Here is a 20,548-nt window from a genome sequence, read left to right on the forward strand (position 1 = left end):
AGGGCAGCGGCTGGGATTGGCACTGCTGCTTGGCTTGCCCACCATGTTTTGGCCTTGGCCCGGATTTGCCCAGATTGCCGGATCCCTGCTCAGCCCTTTGGTGGCCGCCTGGATCCGCTCCGAGGTGCAGCAGGTGGACAACTTGCAGGTGCAGATCGCCGGTTCCGACGCCCAGATTTTGAACGGCCAGATCCCCCAGGCCCAGGTGTCGGGAGACAACCTTATCTATCAGGGATTCCAGGTCAGCCACCTGCGGCTGCAGGGCCAGGATATTCGCCTCAACGTGGGCGAAGCCATCCAAGGACGCAGCCCGCTGCGGCTGTTGGCCCCTGTGCCGGTGCAGGTGAGCTTGCGCCTCACCGAAGACGATCTTAACCGCACCCTTCAGTCTCCCCTCATCCAGTCTCAACTGGCCCAGGCACAGGTGCAACTGCCCTTTGGAGGTCAAGCGGTGCCCTTCTTGATCCGCCAGCCCCAGGTCACCTTGGAGCAAAATCGGCTGCGCATCCAGGCCCAATTGGTGACTCCCGAGGGGGTGGAGGTGCCGGTTACGGTGCTAACCGGCCTAGAAGCCCAGGGCCCCAACCAGTTGCGGCTGGTCAACCCTCTGTGGGTGAACGAAGGCCAAGAGATCCCCATCCCCGGCCTGGCGGATTTCCCCATTCAGTTGGATCCGGGCGTGCGCATCGACCGCCTGGAGTTGCAGCCCAGCCAAATCCTCTACGAGGGCATGTTGGTCATCTACCCGGAAGCGGCGGCGGTGCCGCAGGGGTAGGGGCCGGCGTTCCCCGCTTTGGCCCGCCTTCAGACGGTGCGGGCGGGCTCTGCTGCGACCAAGGATGTGATCGGGATCAGACCTGGAGAGCGGGCCTTTGCGGCAAGATCCTGCTAGCGGTTAGCGGGAAAACCCTTTGCGGGCCTCACGTAGGAGTGGTGTATTGAGGTGAAGCCATGATCCAGGGATCCCGGAGGCAGCCATCCAACTGCACACTCAAGCCCTTAATCTGCTGGGCGCTGCCGCTGATCTTGTCGGTCGTTTTTTTGGGGAGCTGTGCCGGCGATCCAGTTTCTACGCTGCCTCTGGACGGCACGGCTGCCGGCACCCGCACGGCTACACCCCCAGGGCGAACTTTCTCCGATATTCCACCCGGTCGGGATCCCCGTCTGAAGCACCTTTGGGCCAGCTTTGTCATCACGTCTGAGCAGTTGCAATCTGCCCGCGAGGCTCCCGTTGCGCTCCATCCGCAGGCTCTCCTTCCCTGCACCGACTGCGAGGGTATTCCATGGCAACCGGGATCCCCACCCCCCACCCCCTCCTCCCGCGCCTTGGGCACCTATCGGCCTGACCAGCTCACCTTCTCCTTCCGCGTTGAGCCCCACGAGACGTCCACCCGCCTCAGCGGCAGCTTGCACCTGGATACTACCACGCCTCTGATTCACCCCGGCGAGGGGGTGCGCCTGGCGATCCAACGGGCTTTCTGGGGAGAAGACGCGCTGGAGCCGCTGCCGCCTCCCCAGGACTTCCACCCTCAGCAGATCAGCCGCGGCTGGTTCCAGGAGCGCAGTTGGATCTTCCCCTTCCCGCTGCCGGCTGCCAACACCACTGCTGCCTTGCGGCTGGATTGGCTTCTAACCTCCCCGATTCCGCCCGATTCTGCTCCCTTTCAACGGGGCAGGCCGCTGCCGCCCCCCACGGGCCGGCTGTATCACGGGGTCGCCTGGTCGGGCATGCCAACTTGGGAGCAGCTCTTGTCCTATCGCCAGGCCATCGGCCAGCCCCCTGCCTGGGCAGCCGTAGAACACCTGTGGGATCCCCGCCAGGACTTTCCGCAGTCGTTGGCCAGTCGCCTGCGGGAGAGCGGCTCTGTTCCCTACCTGCGCCTGCGGCTGGATCCGGCTCAGCTTTCCGCCTTGGCCAGTGGGGAACAGGACGAGACTTTGCGCTCTTGGGCCCGCGCCATCCAGCGCTTTGCCACTCCCATCATCCTGGCCGTCGTTGTGGGAGACGGGGATCCCGAATTGCAACGACGGGCCTACCGACACCTGATGCAAACCCTGCGCTCCGAGGCCAACTTGCTCTGGGTTGTGGAGCTGGAGGGAGAAGATGCCGCAGCCGTGTCCGCCTGGGCTGGGTTCTCTGAGATGGATTGGCTGAGCCTACCGGGGGATCCCGCCACCTTTGAACCGATGTACCGCCGCCTTGTGGCTCTCAACCCGGAAGTGCCTGTGCTGCTCCGCGGGCCGGCCTTGGGCTCAGAAGCCGCTCAACCTCTGCTGGCAGGTCTAGAAGACCAACGCTGGCCCCAGGTAATTGGCTGGAGCTGGGCCCTGGGCGCGGATGGGATCCCGCCTGCAGCAGCCCAGGACTGGCAGCAGCATCTGCAACAGGGGGATGCCAAGATATGGCTGGGGGAAATGCAGGTGCAACCCCCGCCCAGCCCCCTTCCCTCGCCCAAGCCCTAAAAGAGGGCAACCTGTCTGGAAAAATCGCCCGGAAAAGTCGATAATAGGCCAGCCGTTTTACCTTTTCTTCCGCAATTGTGGCCTTGACCCCCTCATCACCCCCCTTGTCTCGCTTTGCCCAGGCCATCCAGGAGGGGGAGTTCCTGCTCACCGCCGAGATCACACCCCCCAAGGGATCCGACACCAGCACCCTGCTGTCTCTGGCCCAGCAGCTCAAAGGTCGGGTGCATGCCATCAACATCACCGACTCCAACCGCGCCATGGCCCGCATGAGCCCCCTGGCCGCCTCGCTGCTGTTGCATCAGGTGGGCGTTGAACCCATCCTGCAGTTGGCCTGTCGGGATCGCAACCGCGTGGCTCTGCAGGGGGATCTGTTGGGGGCCTCGGCGCTCGGCCTGCGCAACGTGTTGGCCCTCACCGGGGATCCCATCCACATCGGCGATTGCCCCGACGCCCGCGCTGTGTTCGACCTGGAATCGGTGCGCCTGCTGCGGCTTATCCAGCGGCTGAACAATGGCCTCGACTGCAACGGCAAGCCCCTCCCCGACGGCGGCACCTGTCTGTTTCCGGGAGCAGCGGTAGAACCCCAATCCGGCAGCTTTTCCGGCCTGGAGCGGCGCTTCCAGCGCAAGCTGGAAAACGGGGCCCAGTTTTTCCAAAGCCAGATGGTGACCGACTTCGAGCAACTGGAGCGCTTTATGGACAAGCTGGGTCGCCCCGCCGGCAAGCCCATCCTGGCCGGCATCTTCCTGCTCAAATCCGCCAAAAATGCCCAATTCATCAACTGCAACCTGCCGGGGGTACAAATCCCGGACGCCATCATCCAACGGCTGGCCAACGCTCCCCATCCCCTAGAAGAAGGGATCCGCATCGCCGCCGAACAGGTGCGCCAGGCCCGTCAGATCTGCCACGGCGTGCACCTGATGGCCGTCAAAGCCGAACATCTCATCCCGCGTATCCTGGACGAGGCCGGGATCCCCCCTCTGGCTGGCTAGCTCAACACCTGCTCCAGCCCGTAGACCAATCCCTTGAGCTGCAGCACCTTGCGGATCCCCAGGATCACCCCCGGCATAAAAGCCACCCGATCCGTGGTGTCGTGCCTTAAGGTAAGGGTTTGCCCCATGCCGCCGAAGATCACCTCCTGGTGGGCGACTAGCCCCGGCAGGCGCACGCTGTGGATGGGAATGTTGGGGCCGGGGATCCCGCCCCGCGAGCCGGGGAGCAGCTCTTTTTCTTCCACTTCGGGCGGGTTGAAGGCTTTGCCCAGTTGACCCAGCCGTTGGGCCGTCTGCAGGGCCGTGCCGCTGGGGGCATCCGCTTTGCGGTTGTGGTGCAGCTCGACGATCTCAACATGGTCAAAATATTGCGCCGCCTGCAGTGCCATCTGCTGCAACAAAATCATGCCGATGGCAAAGTTGGGCGCGATCAAACAGCCCACCCCCGACTTATCCGCCAGATCCCGCAGCCGCTCCACCTGCTCCGGCGTCAGGCCCGTTGTCCCCACCACCGGGCGCACCCCAAAGGCAATGGCCGAGCGGACATGTTCAAACACCGCCTGCGGATGGGTGAAATCCACCATCACACCGCGGCTGCTCCGCTGCGACAACCTCAGCAACTGCCCCGCTAGGTCATCGGTAATCTCCACCCCCAGGGATCCCAGGCCCAGCACCTCGCCGATGTCCAAGCCCAGTTGCGAGCGGGCTACCGCCCCCGCCAGGGTCATGTCGGGCGTCTGGGCAACAGCTCTCACCACCTCCCGCCCCATCTTGCCCAGTGCCCCCACCACCAAGACCGGGATAGGGGATGGGTTGGCTTCTGGAGTTGCCAACCCCTGATCGACCGGATCAACCGCTGCCGTCACCCCTTGCCACCCTCATCCACGCTCTACAACTGCGAAGACCGGGATCCCCGGAGAGCCATCACAACTTCACCTCAATATCCACCCCCGCCGGCAGATCCAGCTTCATCAAAGCATCGATGGTTTTGGAAGAGGGGGAATAGATGTCGATAATGCGGCGGTGGGTGCGGGTTTCAAAATGTTCCCGCGAATCCTTGTCGGTGTGCGGAGAACGCAACACACAGTAGATGCGGCGCCGGGTAGGCAGAGGGATGGGGCCCACGGGCACAGCATCGGTACGACGGGCCGTGTCCACGATTTTGTCGCAAGAAGTATCCAGCAGCCGATGATCGTAGGCTTTCAGGCGAATGCGGATTTTCTGTTGGGTCAGGGTAGGCATGGCCGGAGAAAGAGAACGGTACAACAAAAAACCGACAGGGATCGAGTTGATCTGGGGCAACCAGCGCTCAATCCCTGCCGGGAAAAGACAACTTACTTCAGGATCTTGGAGACAACACCCGCCCCGACGGTACGACCACCCTCGCGAATGGCAAAGCGCATCCCCTGCTCGATGGCGATGGGCTGGATCAGCTCCACCGTCATCCTGACCCGGTCGCCGGGCATCACCATCTCCGGCTGCGAGCCATCGTCAGCCGTAAAGGAGGAGATGGTACCGGTTACATCGGTGGTGCGTACATAGAACTGGGGACGATAGCCGGCAAAGAACGGCGTGTGGCGACCTCCTTCCTCTTTCTTGAGGACATACACCTCAGACTCGAAGTTGGTGTGCGGGGTAATGCTCTTGGGCTTGGCCAGCACCATGCCGCGCTCCACCTCGTTCTTCTGAATGCCGCGCAGCAGCACACCGACGTTGTCGCCAGCGATCCCTTCATCAAGGGTCTTCTGGAACATCTCTAGACCAGTAACGGTGGTGGAGCGAGTTTCCCGCAGCCCCACCAGTTCCACCGTTTCGCCCACCTTGATGCGGCCCCGCTCGATCCGGCCTGTGGCCACCGTGCCCCGACCGGTGATCGAGAAAACGTCTTCTACGGCCATCAGGAAGGGCTTGTCCACATCCCGCTCCGGCGTGGGAATGTAAGAGTCTACCGCATCCATCAGCTCGTAGATCTTATCCACCCAGGGATCTTCGCCGCGCTGAGTTTTGGGGTTGGCCTGCATCCTTTCCAAAGCCTTGAGGGCGGATCCCCTGATGATGGGGATGTCATCGCCGGGGAAGTCGTATTTGGAGAGAAGCTCCCGCACTTCCAGCTCCACCAGCTCCAGCAGCTCTGGATCGTCCACCATGTCCACCTTGTTGAGGAAGACCACCAAGCTGGGCACCCCCACCTGACGGGCCAACAGGATGTGCTCCCGCGTTTGGGGCATGGGGCCATCAGCCGCAGACACCACCAAGATGGCTCCATCCATCTGGGCTGCACCCGTGATCATGTTTTTCACGTAGTCAGCGTGGCCGGGGCAGTCCACGTGGGCGTAGTGACGCTTCTCCGTCTGGTACTCCACGTGGGCGGTGTTGATGGTGATACCGCGGGCTTTTTCTTCCGGCGCTGCGTCGATCTCGTCATACCGTTTGGCTGTGGCCTGACCCAAAGCAGCCAAGGTGGTGGTGATGGCAGCCGTCAAAGTGGTCTTGCCGTGGTCAACATGGCCGATGGTGCCAACGTTGACATGGGGTTTGGTACGTTCAAACTTAGCGCGTGCCATGAATCGTCACTTCCTTTTTGGTTTCAGTCAGCTACTCATTTCCTTTGTTTTTGGCAATGATGGCTTCGGCGATACTGCGAGGAACTTCCTCGTAGTGGCTGAACTCCATCGTAAAGGTGCCTCGACCCTGGGTTTTGGAGCGGATATCGGTGGCGTAGCCAAACATCTCTGCCAATGGAACTTTGGCATTGACCTTGGTGATGCCGCCTTCCGTATTCATCCCCTCCATCTGGCCGCGGCGGGCGTTGATGTCCCCGATGACGTCCCCCACAAAGGCTTCAGGAACTTCCACCTCGACCTTCATCATCGGCTCCAGAAGGACAGGGCTCGCTCTGCGAGCTGCCTCCTTCAGAGCCATCGAACCGGCGATCTTAAAGGCCATTTCGCTGGAGTCCACCTCATGGTAGGAGCCATCCACCAGGGTGGCGCGGATGTCGATCAGGGGATAGCCTGCCAGCACGCCGGATTCGCAGGCTTCCCGGATCCCTTGCTCAGCCGGCCCGACATATTCTTTGGGCACAACGCCACCCACGATTTTGGAGACAAACTCAAAGCCTGTACCCGGCTCTGCAGGCTCCAGGTCGATAACCACATGGCCATACTGACCCCGGCCACCACTCTGGCGAACAAACTTGCCTTCGACGCGGCTGACCGGCTTGCGAATGGTTTCGCGGTAGGCCACCTGCGGGTTGCCGACATTGGCCTCTACGTTGAACTCCCGCAGCATCCGATCCACCAGGATCTCCAGGTGCAGCTCGCCCATGCCGGAGATGATGGTTTGATTGGTCTCGGGATCCACCGAGACGCGGAAGGTGGGATCCTCTTTGGCCAAGGCCTGGAGGGCCTTGGAGAGCTTATCGATGTCGGCCTTGGTTTTGGGTTCTACAGCCACTGAGATCACTGGCTCTGGGATAAACAGAGACTCCAAGATCACGGGAGCATTTTCGTCGCAGAGGGTGTCTCCGGTGGTGGTGTCCTTCAGGCCCACCACAGCCCCCAGATCGCCTGCCCGCAGCTCATCCACGTCCAAACGTTCATCTGCTTTCAACACCACCAGGCGGGAGATGCGCTCTTTTTTGTTTTTGGTGGAGTTGAGCACATAGGTGCCTTTGGTCAACACTCCCGAATAGACGCGAATGAAGGTCAGATCCCCGTACTTATCGCTCATCAACTTGAAGGCCAGCGCCGAGAAAGGCTCATCGTCGCTGGCCTTGCGCGCCACCTCCGAGCCATCCGGCAGCACCCCCTTGATGGCGGGAATGTCGATGGGAGAAGGGAGGTAATCCACCACCGCGTCCAGCAGCATCTGCACACCCTTGTTCTTGAAGGCAGAGCCGCACAGCATCGGCACAATTTGGCCGCTGATGGTGCCTTTGCGCAGACCAGCCATCAGGTCGGCTTCGCTCAGGTCTTCCTCGGCAAAGTATTTCTCCATCAGGGCTTCGTCGGTCTCGGCCACCGCCTCCACCAGCTTGGCCCGGTATTCCGCCACGAGATCTTTCATCTCCTCCGGAATGGGGGCGGGACGAATGTCCTTGCCGATCTCATCCATGTAGATACGGGCCTGCATGCGCACCAGATCGACGATGCCGCGGAACCCGTCTTCAGCTCCAATGGGCAGTTGGATGGGCACAGCGTTGGCCTTGAGGCGCTCCCGGATCTGGTTGTAAACCTTGAGGAAATTGGCCCCCATGCGATCCATTTTGTTGACAAAGGCAATGCGGGGCACGTTGTAACGATTGGCTTGCCGCCAGACGGTCTCAGACTGAGGTTGCACGCCGCCCACCGAGTCAAAGACGGCGATTACCCCATCCAGCACCCGCATGGAGCGCTCAACCTCGATGGTGAAATCCACGTGCCCAGGCGTGTCGATGATGTTGATGGTGTACTCCGGTGCGCCGAGGAGGGGCTGGGAAGGATTTTCGGGATCCCGCTTGGTCCAACGGGTGGTGATGGCCGCAGCCGTGATGGTGATGCCCCGCTCCCGCTCCTGAGCCATCCAATCGGTTACCGCAGTTCCGTCGTGGACTTCGCCAATTTTGTGCACCAGACCGGAATAGAAAAGGATCCGCTCTGTGGTCGTGGTCTTGCCGGCATCGATATGAGCCGCGATGCCAATGTTTCGGACTCGTTCCAGGGGAACTGTGCGTGCCACGTCAACCTCCCAATCCTCGTCGCCCTGCGATTTGGGCAACCTAAAAAATCCTTTACAATTCTAATCTTTTTTGCCGATTTTGCTCCACTTGCCCGAACTCTGGGTGGACAGAGCAGGGATCCCAGGGACTACCCACCGCCCTGCCAAACGGATTCAGTAGCGGTAGTGGGCAAAGGCCTTGTTGGCCTCGGCCATGCGATGCACTTCCTCCCGCCGCCGAATGGTGCTGCCGGTTTCGTTGGCCGCATCCATGATCTCATTGGCCAGCTTGGCGGCCATGGTGCGGCCGGGACGGGCGCGGGAAAAGGTGACCAACCAGCGCAGCGCCAGGGAAGTTCCTCGTTCTCCCCTCACCTCCACCGGGACTTGATAGGTAGCCCCGCCCACCCGACGCGCCTTGACCTCCACCAGGGGGGTGGCGTTGCGGACAGCATTTTCCAACAGAGGCAGTGGCTCTTGACCGGTGCGCTCCCGCACAATGTCCAGAGCCTCGTAAAGGATCCTGGCAGCCAGGGAGGCCTTGCCCCTCTGCATCAATTTGCGGATCAGCATGGTGACCAAGCGGCTCCCGTATTTGGGATCCGGTGGCACATCACGGCGAGGCGCACGGTTGCGGCGAGACATAAGAGGTGGGTTACCTGTTGCAGAAAGGGTTGGGAAAGGAGGACAAGCGAGATGCCAAAGGCTATTTTTTCTTGCCGGCGGCGGCTGGGGCTTGGCCGGGCTTGGGCCGTTTGGCCCCGTATTTGGAGCGGCCTTGCTTACGGTCTTTTACCCCTGCAGCATCGAGTGTGCCGCGGATAATGTGATAGCGCACGCCGGGCAGGTCTTTGACTCGTCCTCCGCGAATCATGACCACCGAGTGCTCTTGCAGGTTGTGGCCGATGCCGGGAATGTAAGCTGTGACCTCAAAGCCAGAAGTGAGGCGAACGCGAGCTACTTTTCGCAGCGCCGAGTTGGGCTTTTTGGGTGTTGTCGTGTACACTCGGGTGCAAACCCCCCGCCGCTGTGGACAACCCTTCAGGGCAGGGGACTTGGTTTTGCGGACGGCGACGCTGCGCTCCTCGCGGATCAGTTGCTGGATGGTGGGCATGGGCTGGCAAAGAAGGCTACAACTCAAGTTATCCGGCAGTATTGAATCCTAGCAAGGCGGGATCCCAGCGTCAACTTAGGGATCTGCTGCCGGGGCTGTGACTTGAGTCTTTTGACTAGACTGGAGCCATCGGCAGGAGGTGGGGAGAGGGGCAACAGGCGATGGGCTGGCTGGATTGGTGGATTGCGCTTCCCTGTCCGCTCTGCCAGCGCCCGGCCAAGGCTGTGTTTTGTCGAGACTGTCAGCAGCGATTGCAGGCGGAGCGGCTCGACTCTTGGCCAGTTACCACTTCGCCTTGGCCGCTTTATGCTTGGGGGATCCACCGGGGAGCGCTGCGCAGGGCTCTCTATTGCCTGAAATATGAAGGACAGCGGCGCATAGGCGCGGTTTTGGGGGAATGGCTGGGATCCCGCTGGCTCGAAAGCCGGCAACCTTCTTCAGGCTCTCGTAGGGCCTACGGCTCGGACTATACGGTAGTCCCCATCCCTCTGCATGCGGAGCGCCTGCGGCAACGGGGCTACAATCAGGCGGCCCTGATCAGCCAAGCCTTTTGTGAGCGGACGGGTCTAAGACATTTACCTGAAGCTTTGGTGCGGGTGCGGGCCACGGCGGCCCAATATGAGCTCAACCCGCTGCAACGCCAGCAAAATCTGGCAGGCGCCTTTGCCCTCCAGTACGCTCCCGCCACGCCAGTTCTGTTGGTGGATGACATCTACACCACCGGCTCCACCGTCCAAGCAGCGCAGCAGGTCTTGGTTGCCGCTGGGATCCCGGTGGCCGGGGTGATTGTTGTGGCCAAAGCGCAGCCGGCTGCCCACCACCCCACCCTGCCCCAGGAGCTCCGACGGCGTGGCCAGGCCTGACTATTGGGCCTGTTGCGCGGCTGCCTGTCGGGGATCCACGTTGAGGAACACGGTGGCATCCCCCTCGACGCGAATGATGCGCAGAGGTGGCAGTGAGTCCGCCGGGTTTTGGATGCGCTCCTGCAGCTTTTCGTAAAACAGCAGATCCGCCAGTTGCGCGTTTTCCGCTGCCGCCTGTCCCTTTAGCTCGATGGCCCGCTGGTTGGCTGCCGCTAGGATCAACAGCCGCTCGGTTTCTTTTTGTTGAATTTGCGCCCGCACTGCTGCTGTTTGTGCCGTAATCGAGGCCACCTGTTTGCGTTCAATGGAATCTCGCAGGGCTTGTGGAAAATCGGGGTTGCCCAGAAAGAGGCCCTCTACCTGGATCAGGGGCAGGGCTTGGCCATCGCGGTTGACGGTGGGCATCTCTTGGCGGATCAAGTCCAGGGCCCGCTGCTCGATGGCTGTGCGCTGGCTTTTGCGGTAAAAATCTTCGGAATCGAAAGAAGCAGAGATATCGCGGATCTTGGAGCGCACCACCGGCACCACCACTGTCACAAGATAGTTCTCGCCGATGGTGGCGTGCAGCTCGTCCAAAGTGGCAAGGTTGGGCCTGAGGGCAATGGCCACATCGACGGCAAAAGCCTGCCCGTCAGCAGTGTTTACCGTGATGGCATTGCTGATGGCATTGGCCGAGTTGGGGTTGTTGGTAAACTCCCAAACGCGGGTGAGCACGCTGTAGGTGATTGGCGTCTCGATCCCCGGGATCCGGAACATCACTCCCGGCAATTCTACCCGCCCCTTTTGCAACCCAGAAAAGGTATTAAACACCACAGTGGCATGGCCGGGCAAAGTGACATACAGGCAGGCGCGGAGCATCCCCAAAGCTGCCAAGAGGGCAATCCCGCCCAAAGTTAGCCAACCAACTTTACTCTGGTGTGCTTCTTCTGTTGAATACATAGTGGCTGATCCCGTTTTGAGGTCTGAGGGAAGAGCTGGAGCAGATGGGGCCAGGCCCGAAAACTGTTCGCGTCAGCGGGACGGAGTCCTTTTTCTATTAGGTTTTCTATTTGGTTATCAAAGTTTCCAGCCGGGATCCCAGGACGGAGGCTTTCACCACCTCTAGGTACTTGGGATTCTGGGTGAGGGCCTGGGCCTTGGCTCGCAATTGGCCGGCTTCTGCCTCGGCTTGAGCAATGATGCTGCGGGCATCTTGGCGCGCCTGCTCGATCTCAAATTGTTTTTGCGCCAGTTGGTTTTCGGCGATAGTTTTTGCTTCAATAGCGGCTACAAAATCGGGATCGAAATCCACATCCCGCAGCAGAAAGTCCAAAACCTCGACGCCGTATTCCTTCAGCAAAAGGGCCACTCGTTCGCGAATTTGTCCTTGAAGCAGAGGGCGTTCGGTGGAATAGAGAGCTTGGGCGGAAAAGCCGCTGGTCTCATTCAAGATGACCGACCGGACGATGGGGGCAATGCGATCCAAGTAGTTCTCCCCCAGTTGGGTGTAGACCTTGGGGGCATCGAGAATACGAAATTGCAGCGTCGCTTCAGCCGCAATCTGCTGCCCATCCTGAGAGAGGGCCACCAGCCGCGGCGCATAGGCAGTCGGGTCGTTGTCCTTCCAGGTCAGAGCCTGAGTTTTTACGTCGAAGGTAACGGTGCGCGAGACAAAAGGCGGCACCCAATGCAGCCCTGGCTGCAAAGCAGTCGGGCTCACTCCCCCACCCCAGGTAAACAGCACCATATTCTCGCCGTTGCCCACCAAGCGCAGCGGCCTGCCCGCCGCCACCAGGATCAACGCCACTCCCACAAGGGTAGCTTTGGGCAACCAGCGACCCACCCGGCTTTCCCAACCTTCTGCTCGCATCTCTCCATCTCCTGCCAATGCAGCCATTCTCGCGGCTGTGAGAAGGTCGAGCTGAGAAACGGCTGCTATCTTTTAAGCCTTCTGCAGGGATCCCCGTCCTCTTTCTCAGACCCCCAGACGATGTTACTCGGTATCAAAAAGTTTACAAAAGATCACTTCACAATTCGCAAAGACCCAGGATAAGCCGGCAAAAAGGGAAGAAGATTAAAACATAATAAAGATTTGGGTTGCCGTTCATGCTGCCTACTATCGATTACGAGCGGCGAGATATCCAGGTGCCACCCTCCTGCATTGCCGTTGCGGCTCGGGCCTTGATCCGGCAGGGGGTATCCGTCTGCTGGCGGGAAGAAAGTCTATCTGCCCTGATTCGTCTGGGATCCAAAGGAGCTGGCGATCGAGCTGCCATTTTGCTGGTGGAAATGAGCCTCATGGGCCAGCCGGAGGAGCTGAAAAACTGGCTGGAGATGTGCTGGCAACTGCCCGCCTATCGCCGCGAGCCGTTGCGGGTGGGGGGATAGGGGATCCCTGGGGAGGCGCGCTAGCCTCGTTCGGACTCGTCGAAGAGAAACTGCCCGCCGTAGCCGGTGACGATGCGGGTTCCATCTTTGAGGATATGGATTTCCACCTGGTCGCTGGCCCAATTCAGTTGGTTTTCCAAGGCAGGGTTAAAGACATGTACCCGCTGGTTGCGGGAAGAGACCAGCGAGTGGGGGGAGCGAATGGCCTGGGATTGCAGATAGGGCCCGTCCACCAAAATATCCAGCTCCTGCAACAGCTCTTGGGCGCCGGGGGGAGCCTGGGGGGATCGCAACTCTTCCAGCGTGAATCCACTGAAGGCCATCGCCGTTAGCCCTTTCGCCTTCAGGAGCCGCGCCAAGCTGGCCAGGGCAGGAGCCTGCCAGAAGGGCTCTCCTCCCGAGAAGGTCACTCCCTCGTTTCTGGGGTTGCTGAGGATTTGCTCGGCCAAGTCAGCAACCTTGACCAGTTGGTTGACCTCAAACGGCCAAGAAGCGGGGTTGAAGCAGCCTGGGCACTCCCGCAGGCAGCCCTGCACCCAAACCACCGCGCGCCGGCCCGGCCCATTCACTTCCGATTCGTCCACATATCCCATCAGGTTGAGATAACCGGGAGGGATCCGGGCCTGAAAGTCCAGTGCGATCTTTGCCTTGGACATGGGTCACCTGCTGCAAAACGGCTTTGAGACTACTCTTAGCCTAGTGGGAAGCCGAACGCGAAAGCTGCAATCTTATAGTCATTTCAAATTTGGAGATGTCTCCACAGTGCTCCGCGCCGCTGACACCCTCACCCCCGGCCCCTCTCCCTGAGGGAGAGGGGAGTTAGAGCGGCGCGTTCGCGACAGCGTTGCGAAGCAATAACAACGTAGAGAAAAGTTTCATGGCTATTTGAATGACCATACGTCCCGCTATCGGAATCGGCGCCATTTAGCTATTTGTTGTACTTGCTGGCGTCTCATTGTTACTTGAATGTTATCTGAATTGACTACAAGAAAGCGGCAGAGAAGGGATCCCTGCCGCCCGATTTCCTGGGGAGTTGGCAACAGAATCAGTATTGATTAAGTACCGATAATGCCACCGTCATTTTTGGTAATCACCACCACCGCCGAGCGGGGGTAGATGTTGTTGTCATAATTGGGCCAGCGAGAAATGATCTTGCCGGCGGCAAAGTCTTCCTCGCTGGTGCTGGCACCAGGGTGCTGCACGTTGATGAACAGAGTGCGCTGGTCGGGAGTGGTGACCACGCCGGTGATCTCCTGTCCGATCGGCCCGGTCAAGAAGCGGCGAATTTCGCCGGTATCCGGATCGGCAGCCAGCATCTGGTTGTTGCCGAACTGGGCAAAATCTCCCTTGTTGAGGTTGCTCTCGCTACAATCCGTTTGGATCCAGAGGCGACGGCTGGCATCGAACCACAACCCATCGGGAGAGTTGAAGATGTTGTCCGAGCTGAGAGCTTGGCCGGATAAGGTGCGGCTATCTCCTGGCGGGCCGGCCAGGACGAAGATGTCCCACTCAAAGCGGGTAGCTTGGGGCTGGCCATTGGCTTCCTTCCAGCGGATGATGTGGCCCCACTGGTTTTTGGGACGAGGGTTGGCGGCGTTCACCTGGTCTTGTTCCCGCTTGCTGTTGTTGGTTAGGGTGAAGTAGACCATGCGGGTCTTGGGATCCACTGCTCCCCACTCGGGCCGATCCATCTTGGTGGCGCCGACGAAGTCTGCCGCGGTGCGGGTGTTTACCAATACATCCGCCTGGCTGGTGAAACCATTCTCGGGGGTGAAGCCGTTTTGCCCAAACACCAGCGGGATCCACTCCCCTGTGCCGTCTTCGTTGAACTTGGCCACGTACAGGGTGCCGTTGTCCAGCAGGTGGCCGCCTGCCGTCTCCTTGCGGTAGGGCTCGGCAGAGACGTACTTGTAGATGTACTCAAAGCGGGCATCGTCCCCCATGTAGAGCACAATCGGCTGCCCTTCCACCGGCGGCTGGAACACCACGCCCTCATGGGCAAAGCGGCCCAGAGCTGTGCGCTTCTGGGGCTTGCTGCTGGGATCAAAGGGATCGATCTCCACCACCCAGCCAAAGGTGTTGGGCTCGTTGCGGTAGTCCTGGGTGGCATCTGCAGCGGTGGGGGTGGCGTTGAAGCGGATGAACTCGTCGGCCTTGTTGCTAGCCAGCTCCCAGCCGTAGCGGGAGGTCTCGGTGCTCACGCCGTAGCGCTTGTGCTCGCGGGGCAGGTTGGGCTTTTGATCCGGCCCTTTGCTGGTGTTGGTGAAGTAGCCGGCCCAGTTCTCCTCGCAGGTGAGGTAGGTGTTCCAGGGAGTAACCCCGTGGGCGCAGTTGTTTAAGGTGCCCCGTGTCATCGTGCCATCGGGGCTGAACTTGGTCTTGACGAAGTCGGATCCCCGCACCGGGCCCTGGATCTCCATGAGGGTGAGGCCGGTGATGCGGCGGTTGAGGCGATCCCGCACCACAGTCCAGTTACCGTCCGCCTCCCGCTTGATGTGGACAATGCTCACCCCGTGGGCGTTTAGCTCTTTCAGCACTTGATCGGGATCGCGGCTGCCGTCGGGGTTGACTGGGTAGCTCTCGTCGTTAAGCTTTTGACCCTTGGCGGCAGCATGCATAAAGCGCGGCTCCACATACTCGTGGTTGAACACCAACAAGCCCTCGGTGGAACTGCCCTGCCAGGGATCCTTGCCCTCAATGGGGAAGAAGTGCATGCCGTCGTGGTGGCTGCCCACCTGCATCCCCTGCTCGGCGCCGGTGTTCTCCAGCTTGAACTCAGGGTAGGTGCCGGTGATAGGGGTACCCCAGGCCAGCAGCGGTCGAGCCGTGTAGCCTTCCGGTACCACCACTTTGTCCTCTGCGCTCACGGGGATCGCCTTGAAACCCAGCAAGGCACTACCACTGGCCGCTTTGGCCGATTTACTAGCGTTGTTTAGCGCCGGTAGGCCAAAAAAGGTGGCCACTGCCGCGGCAACTCCCCCCTGCAACACTTGGCGCCGCTGCAGGCGAGTTTCCAGGATGCTGCTAAAGGTGGGGTTGGGCGAATGATTGCACAGAGGCTCGTCCCCATGGCGAAGCCTAGAATCCTGTGGATTATTCATGTTGAGTTCTCCCCTTCTCTTGTCTTGTCGATCTTTTATTCCCTGCGTTCTTCACGCATTGGGACAGGCACCCCAAAGCTAGTACCTAGAAGTTAAGAAGAGACCAAGACCAGGTTAAGCCTCGCCGATGTGAGAAATTTCTTTGGGTTGAGGTAATAGCTTATTAACAATTTGTTGGACTGTAGGGAATTTTGGTTTCTGACGTTTAACTTGTTTAGAATGGCCGGCTAAGCCTAAGGTTCTTGTCGTATCCTAGAGAACAAATACACCCCATCGCGATGGTAGAGAAGCTGAAACGAGGTTTCTTTTTGTAAGGCGGCAAGCAGGGTCTGGGAGAACTCTGGGCTGCTGCGCCACCCCGGATGGCGGCTGTTAAGCAAAACGTAGTCAAAGGGATCCCATTGTGCAGGGGGAGATCCCTTGAAGCGGCTCTCGTCAGTAAAGTAAATAACTTGCCGGTGGGTGAGGTGGGGGCTAATCTCGTGGGTAGTGAGGACGCCCCCTTGGGTGGTGATGTGGGCAAGGGCCTCGCGAGTGGCCTGCCAAGTGTCAAGAGACTGAAGATAGATGGAGCCGAAAAAGGGGTATTTTGCCAGAGCTAAAAAAGCCAGCAAAGACCAGGCTAGCGCTGCTTTTCTGCTTTTGACGGAGCAAAACCAAAAGGGGAATGCTTTCGCGTTTTCGATAACAGCTAGAAAGAGAAAAGGAACAACAGGTAATGCATACTGATGCACCAGATCCCGATAAGCAGGATTGCTAGAAAGTATATTCAGCCCCAGGGTTGGCAGGGCAGGGATCCAGGGATCCCAGTGGCGCCAGGAGAGGCCCCAAGCCACAGGAATGATTAACAAAAATCCATAGAATAGGGTGTCGAGAGAGAAGACTTTGCCTAAGACTAATGTTGGCTTGAGGACCAAGTTTTGGATAATTTCAGGAACGGAACTGCCCAAATAGCTATAGTGAGAAACGGCTGCCGGCTCGCTGCCACTGAAGTGAGGAATAATCCAAAAAGCGGCCATGCCAAACCAAGCCGACCCTGTCGCTATGGCAAGCCAGCCGGCCACTTGGCAGCGCCTTTCAACTCGTCTGCTTTCAAAGAGCAACAGCCAAGCTCCCAGGGCAACGACATTGAGAGACAACACCGCCTTGCAGCCGAGGATACCGCCTAGGCACAGCAAAAACCCCCACAACTTGCCAGAGCGAATACAGAGTATAGCTGCCAAAAAAAGGGGAACGGCCAACACTTCTGGATGAAAATCAAAAAGGTTGGCGTTGAAGATGGCCGGGTAGAGAAGATAGGCGGCGGCAATTGTTCTCGCCCTGCCAGAATCAATCTCGACCTGGAGCGCCAGATGGTAAACGGCCAGCGCTCCCAGCGTTAGTGCCAGAGCTTGAATGCCGAACAGCCAATATACAGAGGGAACAATGCGATACAAAAGACTGAGAGGATACAAGATAAAAGCTGCGTGATCCCCAAGAATGTGGATCCCGCGAATAGTAGAAAAAGGAAACTCGCCACGGCTGATTAAATAAACAGCTTGGTCGAAAATACCGAGATCATATCCTCCTGACTGAAACAAGTGATGCCGCGCAACACTGCAGCTCAAGAGAATGAAGAAATTACAAAGCGCCATTGCCGTCAGGCACAAAGGTAGAGGACGATCTTTCATAAGAACCAGGGCTCTTGGATCCTGTGGATCTCGGCAAGGCAACTTTACCGTCTTTCTCAGCCTTGCGTCACATCCCAGCGAGTCTGGATTGGGCAGATGAACCGTCTCAAGCCCGGGCCTCTCTCTTTCTTCAGGAGTATGAGAAAGCTTATTGGGGACAACGGTACAGATGAGCTAGGACTGGTTACGACAAGAGGGTGTAATTTGGCCCAAGATGGTAGCACGTCTTGCTCCAGTTGCTTCCGGCAAACTGTTGGTCTCACCCTGCCAGGTTTTATAAGCTAATACCGCAAAAGCAAAGGCTTCTTTGGCTGCAGAAGGGATCCCCACTTGGTCGGAGGTAAGCAGGGTTGTGGCCGGCAGTTGTTCCTGCAACAGTTGCATGAGGACAGGGTTTTGGGTGCCGCCACCGCTGACGATAACTTGCTCTGGGATCGCGGGCAAGAAGTCTCTGTAAGCTTGGGCAATGGAGCGAGCGGTAAACCCCGTTAGCGTGGCAATGCAGTCGTGGGCGGAGGCAAATTGGGGCCAAATTCGTTCCAAGTAAAGGGATCCAAAGTACTCTCGGCCAGTGGTTTTGGGCGGTGCTTTATGAAAGTAGGGATCCCGCATCCATTCTGTAATTTTTTCCCAGTGGATCTGGCCTTGGGTAGCCCATTTTCCGTCGCGATCAAAAGCTTGTTGTCCTTGGCTGGCCCGCATCACCGCCAAATCGATCAACACGTTGCCGGGGCCGGTGTCGAAAGCCAAAGGGGATCCGCCGCTGCTGAGGCTAGGGAGATAGGTAAGGTTGGCTATGCCGCCGATGTTTTGGGCCGCCCGATGGAAGTGGGGATGACTCAGCAACAGCCAATCCACAAAAGCCACCAAAGGTGCGCCCTGGCCCCCCGCTGCCATGTCCCGCGCCCGAAAGTTGCTCACCACAGGGATCCCGGTCAGCTCGGCAATCACCGCCGCTTCACCGATTTGTAAGGTCGAGGCTTCTGGCCCATCGGGGCTGTGCCAAAGGGTTTGGCCGTGGCTGCCGATGAGATCGACCTGTGGGGGGGTGAGGTGGGCCGCTTGGATCCCTTGCAGGGCCGCTTCCGCAAAAGCGCGACCCAAACGAAAGTTTAAAGCGCAGATATGGTCTACCGTGCCGGTTTTGGGATCCGCAGCCCGCAAAATCTCTGCCCGCAGCAGCGGGCAATAGGGGATTGTTTGGAAATGCAACAGCTCCCACCGGAGAGGATCGTTGCCCTCGATGTGGACGATGGCTACATCGATCCCGTCCACAGAAGTGCCCGACATTAAGCCAATGACAATCACCTATCCTGTCGAGGGCTCGGCGCAGAGGCTTGAGAAGGTCTAAAGTTTTGCCCCCTTTTGGCCTTCCCTCTCTAGGATACAGGCAGGGTATCCAGAGCCGCTGCGTGGGGAATTCTGCATGAGTGACGCCATCCGCTACGACCTGCTTTTGGTGGGAGGAAGCTCCTCCAACCTGATCCTGGCCCATCGCCTTTTGGATCTGGCCAAGCTCTCGGGGCTCAAAATCTCCATCGCCATCTTGGAAAAAGCCCGGCAATTTGGCGGGCACATTGTCAGTGGTGCCATCTGCAATCCCCAGGCCATCGCCAGGCTCTTCCCGGATTTTGAGAGCCAAGGATTTCCCCACGAGGGGCGGGTGGAAGTCAGCCATCTGAGCGTACTGGGATCCCAAGAGCGCTGGGATCTGCCGGAAGCAGCAATCCCAAAGGGGTTGCGCAAGCAGGGGCAGTTCATCCTCACCCTTAGCCATGTCATCCGCTGGCTGGCCGAAACCCTGCAGGAAAAGGCCAAAGGGATCCCCAACGTTACCCTGGATCTGTTCCCCGGCTTTGCTGCCCACGAGATCCTCTACGAAGGGGAGCGAGTCATTGGGGTGCGGGTGAGCGACTCCGGCCAAGTTTACGAAGATTGCGTCTTTGCCGAGCTCACCTGCTTTGGCGACAAGGGATTTATCTCCAAAGACCTGGTCGAGAAGTTTCACCTGCGCCCTCGGCCGCAACTGTGGTCGGTGGGGGTCAAAGAGCTGTGGCAGATCCCTTGCTCGCTGCAGGGGCAGGTGTGGCACACCTTGGGCTATCCGGTTTTGGATGGCAGCTTCAGCGGCGGCTTTGTCTACGGCCTCAAAGATAACCGCCTGGCCCTGGGCCTGATCATCGGCCTCGACAGCAAAAATCCCAACCTCAACCCGCAGCAGCGCCTGCAGGAGTTCAAAGCCCATCCCTGGATCCAATCCCTGATTGCCGGTGGCAAGTTGCTCAAGTACGGGGCTGCCGTCATTCCTGAGGGGGGCTACTACAGCCTGCCCAGCCGCTTTGGCGTCGAAGGGGCTTTGCTCTTGGGGGATGCCCTGGGGGTGCTGGATGTGGGCAGCCTGGCTGGGATTACCAACGCCATGGAGACCGGCTACCTGGCGGCGGGCCTCATTCACGACGGCTTTTTAAAAGGGGATCTGCGCATCCAAGAGGCCTACCAAAAAGCCGTGATGGAGAGCTCGGTGGGGCAAGATCTCTACTGCAGCCGCTATTTTCGGGAAGCCTTTTTGGAAAACTCCCGCCTGCTGGAAGCGTACCTGCCCCAGCTCTGCCGCAGCGTCGATGCCGGCCACCCCTGGCTGGGATCCCTGCGCTGGGGCCTGCAGGATCCCGTGCGTCGCGGCGGGGAACTCCTGCGCGCCTACACCCTGCTCAGCGGACGGGTCAGCGCCGGCGAGCCGCCCCCACGGGGGTATGTTGCCCCCCATGCCGCCATCCAAGCGGACTTTGTGGCCCCCACAGGTCTGGATCCTGAAGCATTGACCACGCGATGGGGCTATTTCTCGCGGTCGGATGCCGTCTTTTTTGCCGATCCCCGCTACCCGGAAGGCAACCGCCACATCCTTGAGTTCAGCGCTGACACCTGCCGCCAGTGCATTGCCACCTACGACAAGCTGAACCGCCCTACCCCCTGCGTGGCCGACTGCACCGCAGAAGTCCACCACATCCGCGAACACAATGGGATCCGCTCCCACGCCATGTCGCTGGAAAACTGCATCCAGTGCCGCACCTGCGAGATCGTCTGCCCCCACCTCAACCTACGGGTTAACCCCAGCTACGAGGGATCCGGCCCCGACTTTTATGGGCTCTAGGAAAACGGGGGCAGGGAGCACAGACTCAGCTTTGCTGGCATAGTTAAAGCTAGAGTTGCAGGGAGTGCAGCCGTTGAATTCCGCCCCGCTGATCCCACCCGCCCCCAGCCCTGAGTTGAGCCGCGA

18 protein-coding genes are annotated in these 20,548 nt (G+C 59.4%); 6 read left to right on the forward strand and 12 right to left on the reverse strand.

Annotated elements, in window-relative coordinates:
- The 3 genes from NW844_RS03335 to NW844_RS03345 all read left to right on the forward strand — a co-directional run.
- Positions 1-775, forward strand: a 775-nt coding sequence (locus tag NW844_RS03335; protein ID WP_414333464.1) for a DUF2993 domain-containing protein, incomplete at its 5' end; no start/stop codon positions are given.
- Between the two features lie 251 nt (positions 776-1,026).
- Entirely contained in the window at positions 1,027-2,463 is a 1,437-nt protein-coding gene (locus NW844_RS03340) for a hypothetical protein (protein ID WP_414333466.1), read from the forward strand.
- A gap of 77 nt (positions 2,464-2,540) precedes the next feature.
- The gene (locus tag NW844_RS03345) at positions 2,541-3,458 is read left to right on the forward strand and encodes a methylenetetrahydrofolate reductase (protein ID WP_414333468.1); all 918 of its coding nucleotides are present in this window, start codon (positions 2,541-2,543) and stop codon (positions 3,456-3,458) included.
- On the opposite strand, the gene dapB is transcribed toward NW844_RS03345, so the two are convergent.
- From dapB to rpsL, 6 genes are all read right to left on the reverse strand, one after another.
- Entirely contained in the window at positions 3,455-4,291 is an 837-nt protein-coding gene (dapB, locus tag NW844_RS03350) for a 4-hydroxy-tetrahydrodipicolinate reductase (RefSeq protein WP_414333497.1), read from the reverse strand. The genes NW844_RS03345 and dapB overlap by 4 nt on opposite strands.
- 91 nt (positions 4,292-4,382) lie before the next feature.
- Positions 4,383-4,700, reverse strand: a complete 318-nt coding sequence (rpsJ, locus tag NW844_RS03355; protein ID WP_414328725.1) for a 30S ribosomal protein S10 — start codon at positions 4,698-4,700, stop codon at positions 4,383-4,385.
- A 92-nt stretch (positions 4,701-4,792) separates the two neighbouring features.
- A complete protein-coding gene (gene tuf / locus NW844_RS03360; protein ID WP_414333470.1) occupies positions 4,793-6,022 on the reverse strand; it encodes an elongation factor Tu in 1,230 nt (409 codons plus the stop codon).
- A 31-nt stretch (positions 6,023-6,053) separates the two neighbouring features.
- Positions 6,054-8,177 (reverse strand): elongation factor G, encoded by a 2,124-nt coding sequence (gene fusA, locus NW844_RS03365; RefSeq protein ID WP_414333472.1) that lies wholly within the window; start codon positions 8,175-8,177, stop codon positions 6,054-6,056.
- Between the two features lie 153 nt (positions 8,178-8,330).
- Entirely contained in the window at positions 8,331-8,801 is a 471-nt protein-coding gene (rpsG, locus tag NW844_RS03370) for a 30S ribosomal protein S7 (RefSeq protein ID WP_414333474.1), read from the reverse strand.
- A 61-nt stretch (positions 8,802-8,862) separates the two neighbouring features.
- Positions 8,863-9,270, reverse strand: a complete 408-nt coding sequence (gene rpsL, locus NW844_RS03375; RefSeq protein WP_414333476.1) for a 30S ribosomal protein S12 — start codon at positions 9,268-9,270, stop codon at positions 8,863-8,865.
- 161 nt (positions 9,271-9,431) lie between these two features.
- On the opposite strand from rpsL, the gene NW844_RS03380 reads away from it, so the two are divergent.
- Positions 9,432-10,133 (forward strand): ComF family protein, encoded by a 702-nt coding sequence (locus NW844_RS03380; RefSeq protein WP_414333478.1) that lies wholly within the window; start codon positions 9,432-9,434, stop codon positions 10,131-10,133.
- Here the strand turns inward: NW844_RS03380 and NW844_RS03385 are convergent, their stop codons facing one another.
- Both NW844_RS03385 and NW844_RS03390 read right to left on the reverse strand, forming a co-directional pair.
- Entirely contained in the window at positions 10,134-11,072 is a 939-nt protein-coding gene (locus tag NW844_RS03385) for a prohibitin family protein (protein WP_414333480.1), read from the reverse strand.
- Between the two features lie 106 nt (positions 11,073-11,178).
- Entirely contained in the window at positions 11,179-11,982 is an 804-nt protein-coding gene (locus tag NW844_RS03390) for a prohibitin family protein (protein ID WP_414333482.1), read from the reverse strand.
- A gap of 236 nt (positions 11,983-12,218) precedes the next feature.
- Here NW844_RS03390 and NW844_RS03395 point away from each other — a divergent pair, with 236 nt between their 5' ends.
- Positions 12,219-12,500: a hypothetical protein gene (locus tag NW844_RS03395; RefSeq protein WP_414333483.1), complete on the forward strand. Its 282-nt coding sequence runs from the start codon at positions 12,219-12,221 to the stop codon at positions 12,498-12,500.
- A 20-nt stretch (positions 12,501-12,520) separates the two neighbouring features.
- Here the strand turns inward: NW844_RS03395 and NW844_RS03400 are convergent, their stop codons facing one another.
- The 4 genes from NW844_RS03400 to NW844_RS03415 form a co-directional block, all read right to left on the reverse strand.
- Entirely contained in the window at positions 12,521-13,156 is a 636-nt protein-coding gene (locus tag NW844_RS03400) for a 4Fe-4S single cluster domain-containing protein (RefSeq protein WP_414333485.1), read from the reverse strand.
- 399 nt (positions 13,157-13,555) lie between these two features.
- On the reverse strand, positions 13,556-15,601 hold the full coding sequence (locus NW844_RS03405; RefSeq protein WP_414333487.1) for a PhoX family protein: 2,046 nt from the start codon (positions 15,599-15,601) through the stop codon (positions 13,556-13,558).
- Positions 15,602-15,834: 233 nt separating this feature from the next.
- Positions 15,835-17,271, reverse strand: a complete 1,437-nt coding sequence (locus NW844_RS03410; protein WP_414333489.1) for a DUF2079 domain-containing protein — start codon at positions 17,269-17,271, stop codon at positions 15,835-15,837.
- Positions 17,272-17,445: 174 nt separating this feature from the next.
- Positions 17,446-18,579, reverse strand: a complete 1,134-nt coding sequence (locus NW844_RS03415) for an anhydro-N-acetylmuramic acid kinase (RefSeq protein WP_414333491.1) — start codon at positions 18,577-18,579, stop codon at positions 17,446-17,448.
- Between the two features lie 118 nt (positions 18,580-18,697).
- Between NW844_RS03415 and NW844_RS03420 the strand changes: the two genes are divergently transcribed.
- Complete coding sequence (locus tag NW844_RS03420) at positions 18,698-20,422, forward strand: electron transfer flavoprotein (RefSeq protein WP_414333493.1); 1,725 nt, start codon at positions 18,698-18,700, stop codon at positions 20,420-20,422.
- Positions 20,423-20,548: the final 126 nt, after the last annotated feature.

Source organism: Synechococcus sp. H55.2, assembly GCF_047462495.1.
In the GTDB taxonomy this organism is placed as follows: domain Bacteria; phylum Cyanobacteriota; class Cyanobacteriia; order Thermostichales; family Thermostichaceae; genus Thermostichus.

Bases quoted from the DNA above. Each gene is read 5' to 3' on its own strand.
- rpsJ (WP_414328725.1), bottom strand. From the start codon at position 4,700: ATGCCTACCCTGACCCAACAGAAAATCCGCATTCGCCTGAAAGCCTAC.
- tuf (WP_414333470.1), bottom strand. From the start codon at position 6,022: ATGGCACGCGCTAAGTTTGAACGTACCAAACCCCATGTCAACGTTGGC.
- rpsG (WP_414333474.1), bottom strand. From the start codon at position 8,801: ATGTCTCGCCGCAACCGTGCGCCTCGCCGTGATGTGCCACCGGATCCC.
- rpsL (WP_414333476.1), bottom strand. From the start codon at position 9,270: ATGCCCACCATCCAGCAACTGATCCGCGAGGAGCGCAGCGTCGCCGTC.
- NW844_RS03380 (WP_414333478.1), top strand. From the start codon at position 9,432: ATGGGCTGGCTGGATTGGTGGATTGCGCTTCCCTGTCCGCTCTGCCAG.
- NW844_RS03385 (WP_414333480.1), bottom strand. From the start codon at position 11,072: ATGTATTCAACAGAAGAAGCACACCAGAGTAAAGTTGGTTGGCTAACT.
- NW844_RS03390 (WP_414333482.1), bottom strand. From the start codon at position 11,982: ATGCGAGCAGAAGGTTGGGAAAGCCGGGTGGGTCGCTGGTTGCCCAAA.
- NW844_RS03395 (WP_414333483.1), top strand. From the start codon at position 12,219: ATGCTGCCTACTATCGATTACGAGCGGCGAGATATCCAGGTGCCACCC.
- NW844_RS03400 (WP_414333485.1), bottom strand. From the start codon at position 13,156: ATGTCCAAGGCAAAGATCGCACTGGACTTTCAGGCCCGGATCCCTCCC.
- NW844_RS03405 (WP_414333487.1), bottom strand. From the start codon at position 15,601: ATGAATAATCCACAGGATTCTAGGCTTCGCCATGGGGACGAGCCTCTG.
- NW844_RS03410 (WP_414333489.1), bottom strand. From the start codon at position 17,271: ATGAAAGATCGTCCTCTACCTTTGTGCCTGACGGCAATGGCGCTTTGT.
- NW844_RS03420 (WP_414333493.1), top strand. From the start codon at position 18,698: ATGAGTGACGCCATCCGCTACGACCTGCTTTTGGTGGGAGGAAGCTCC.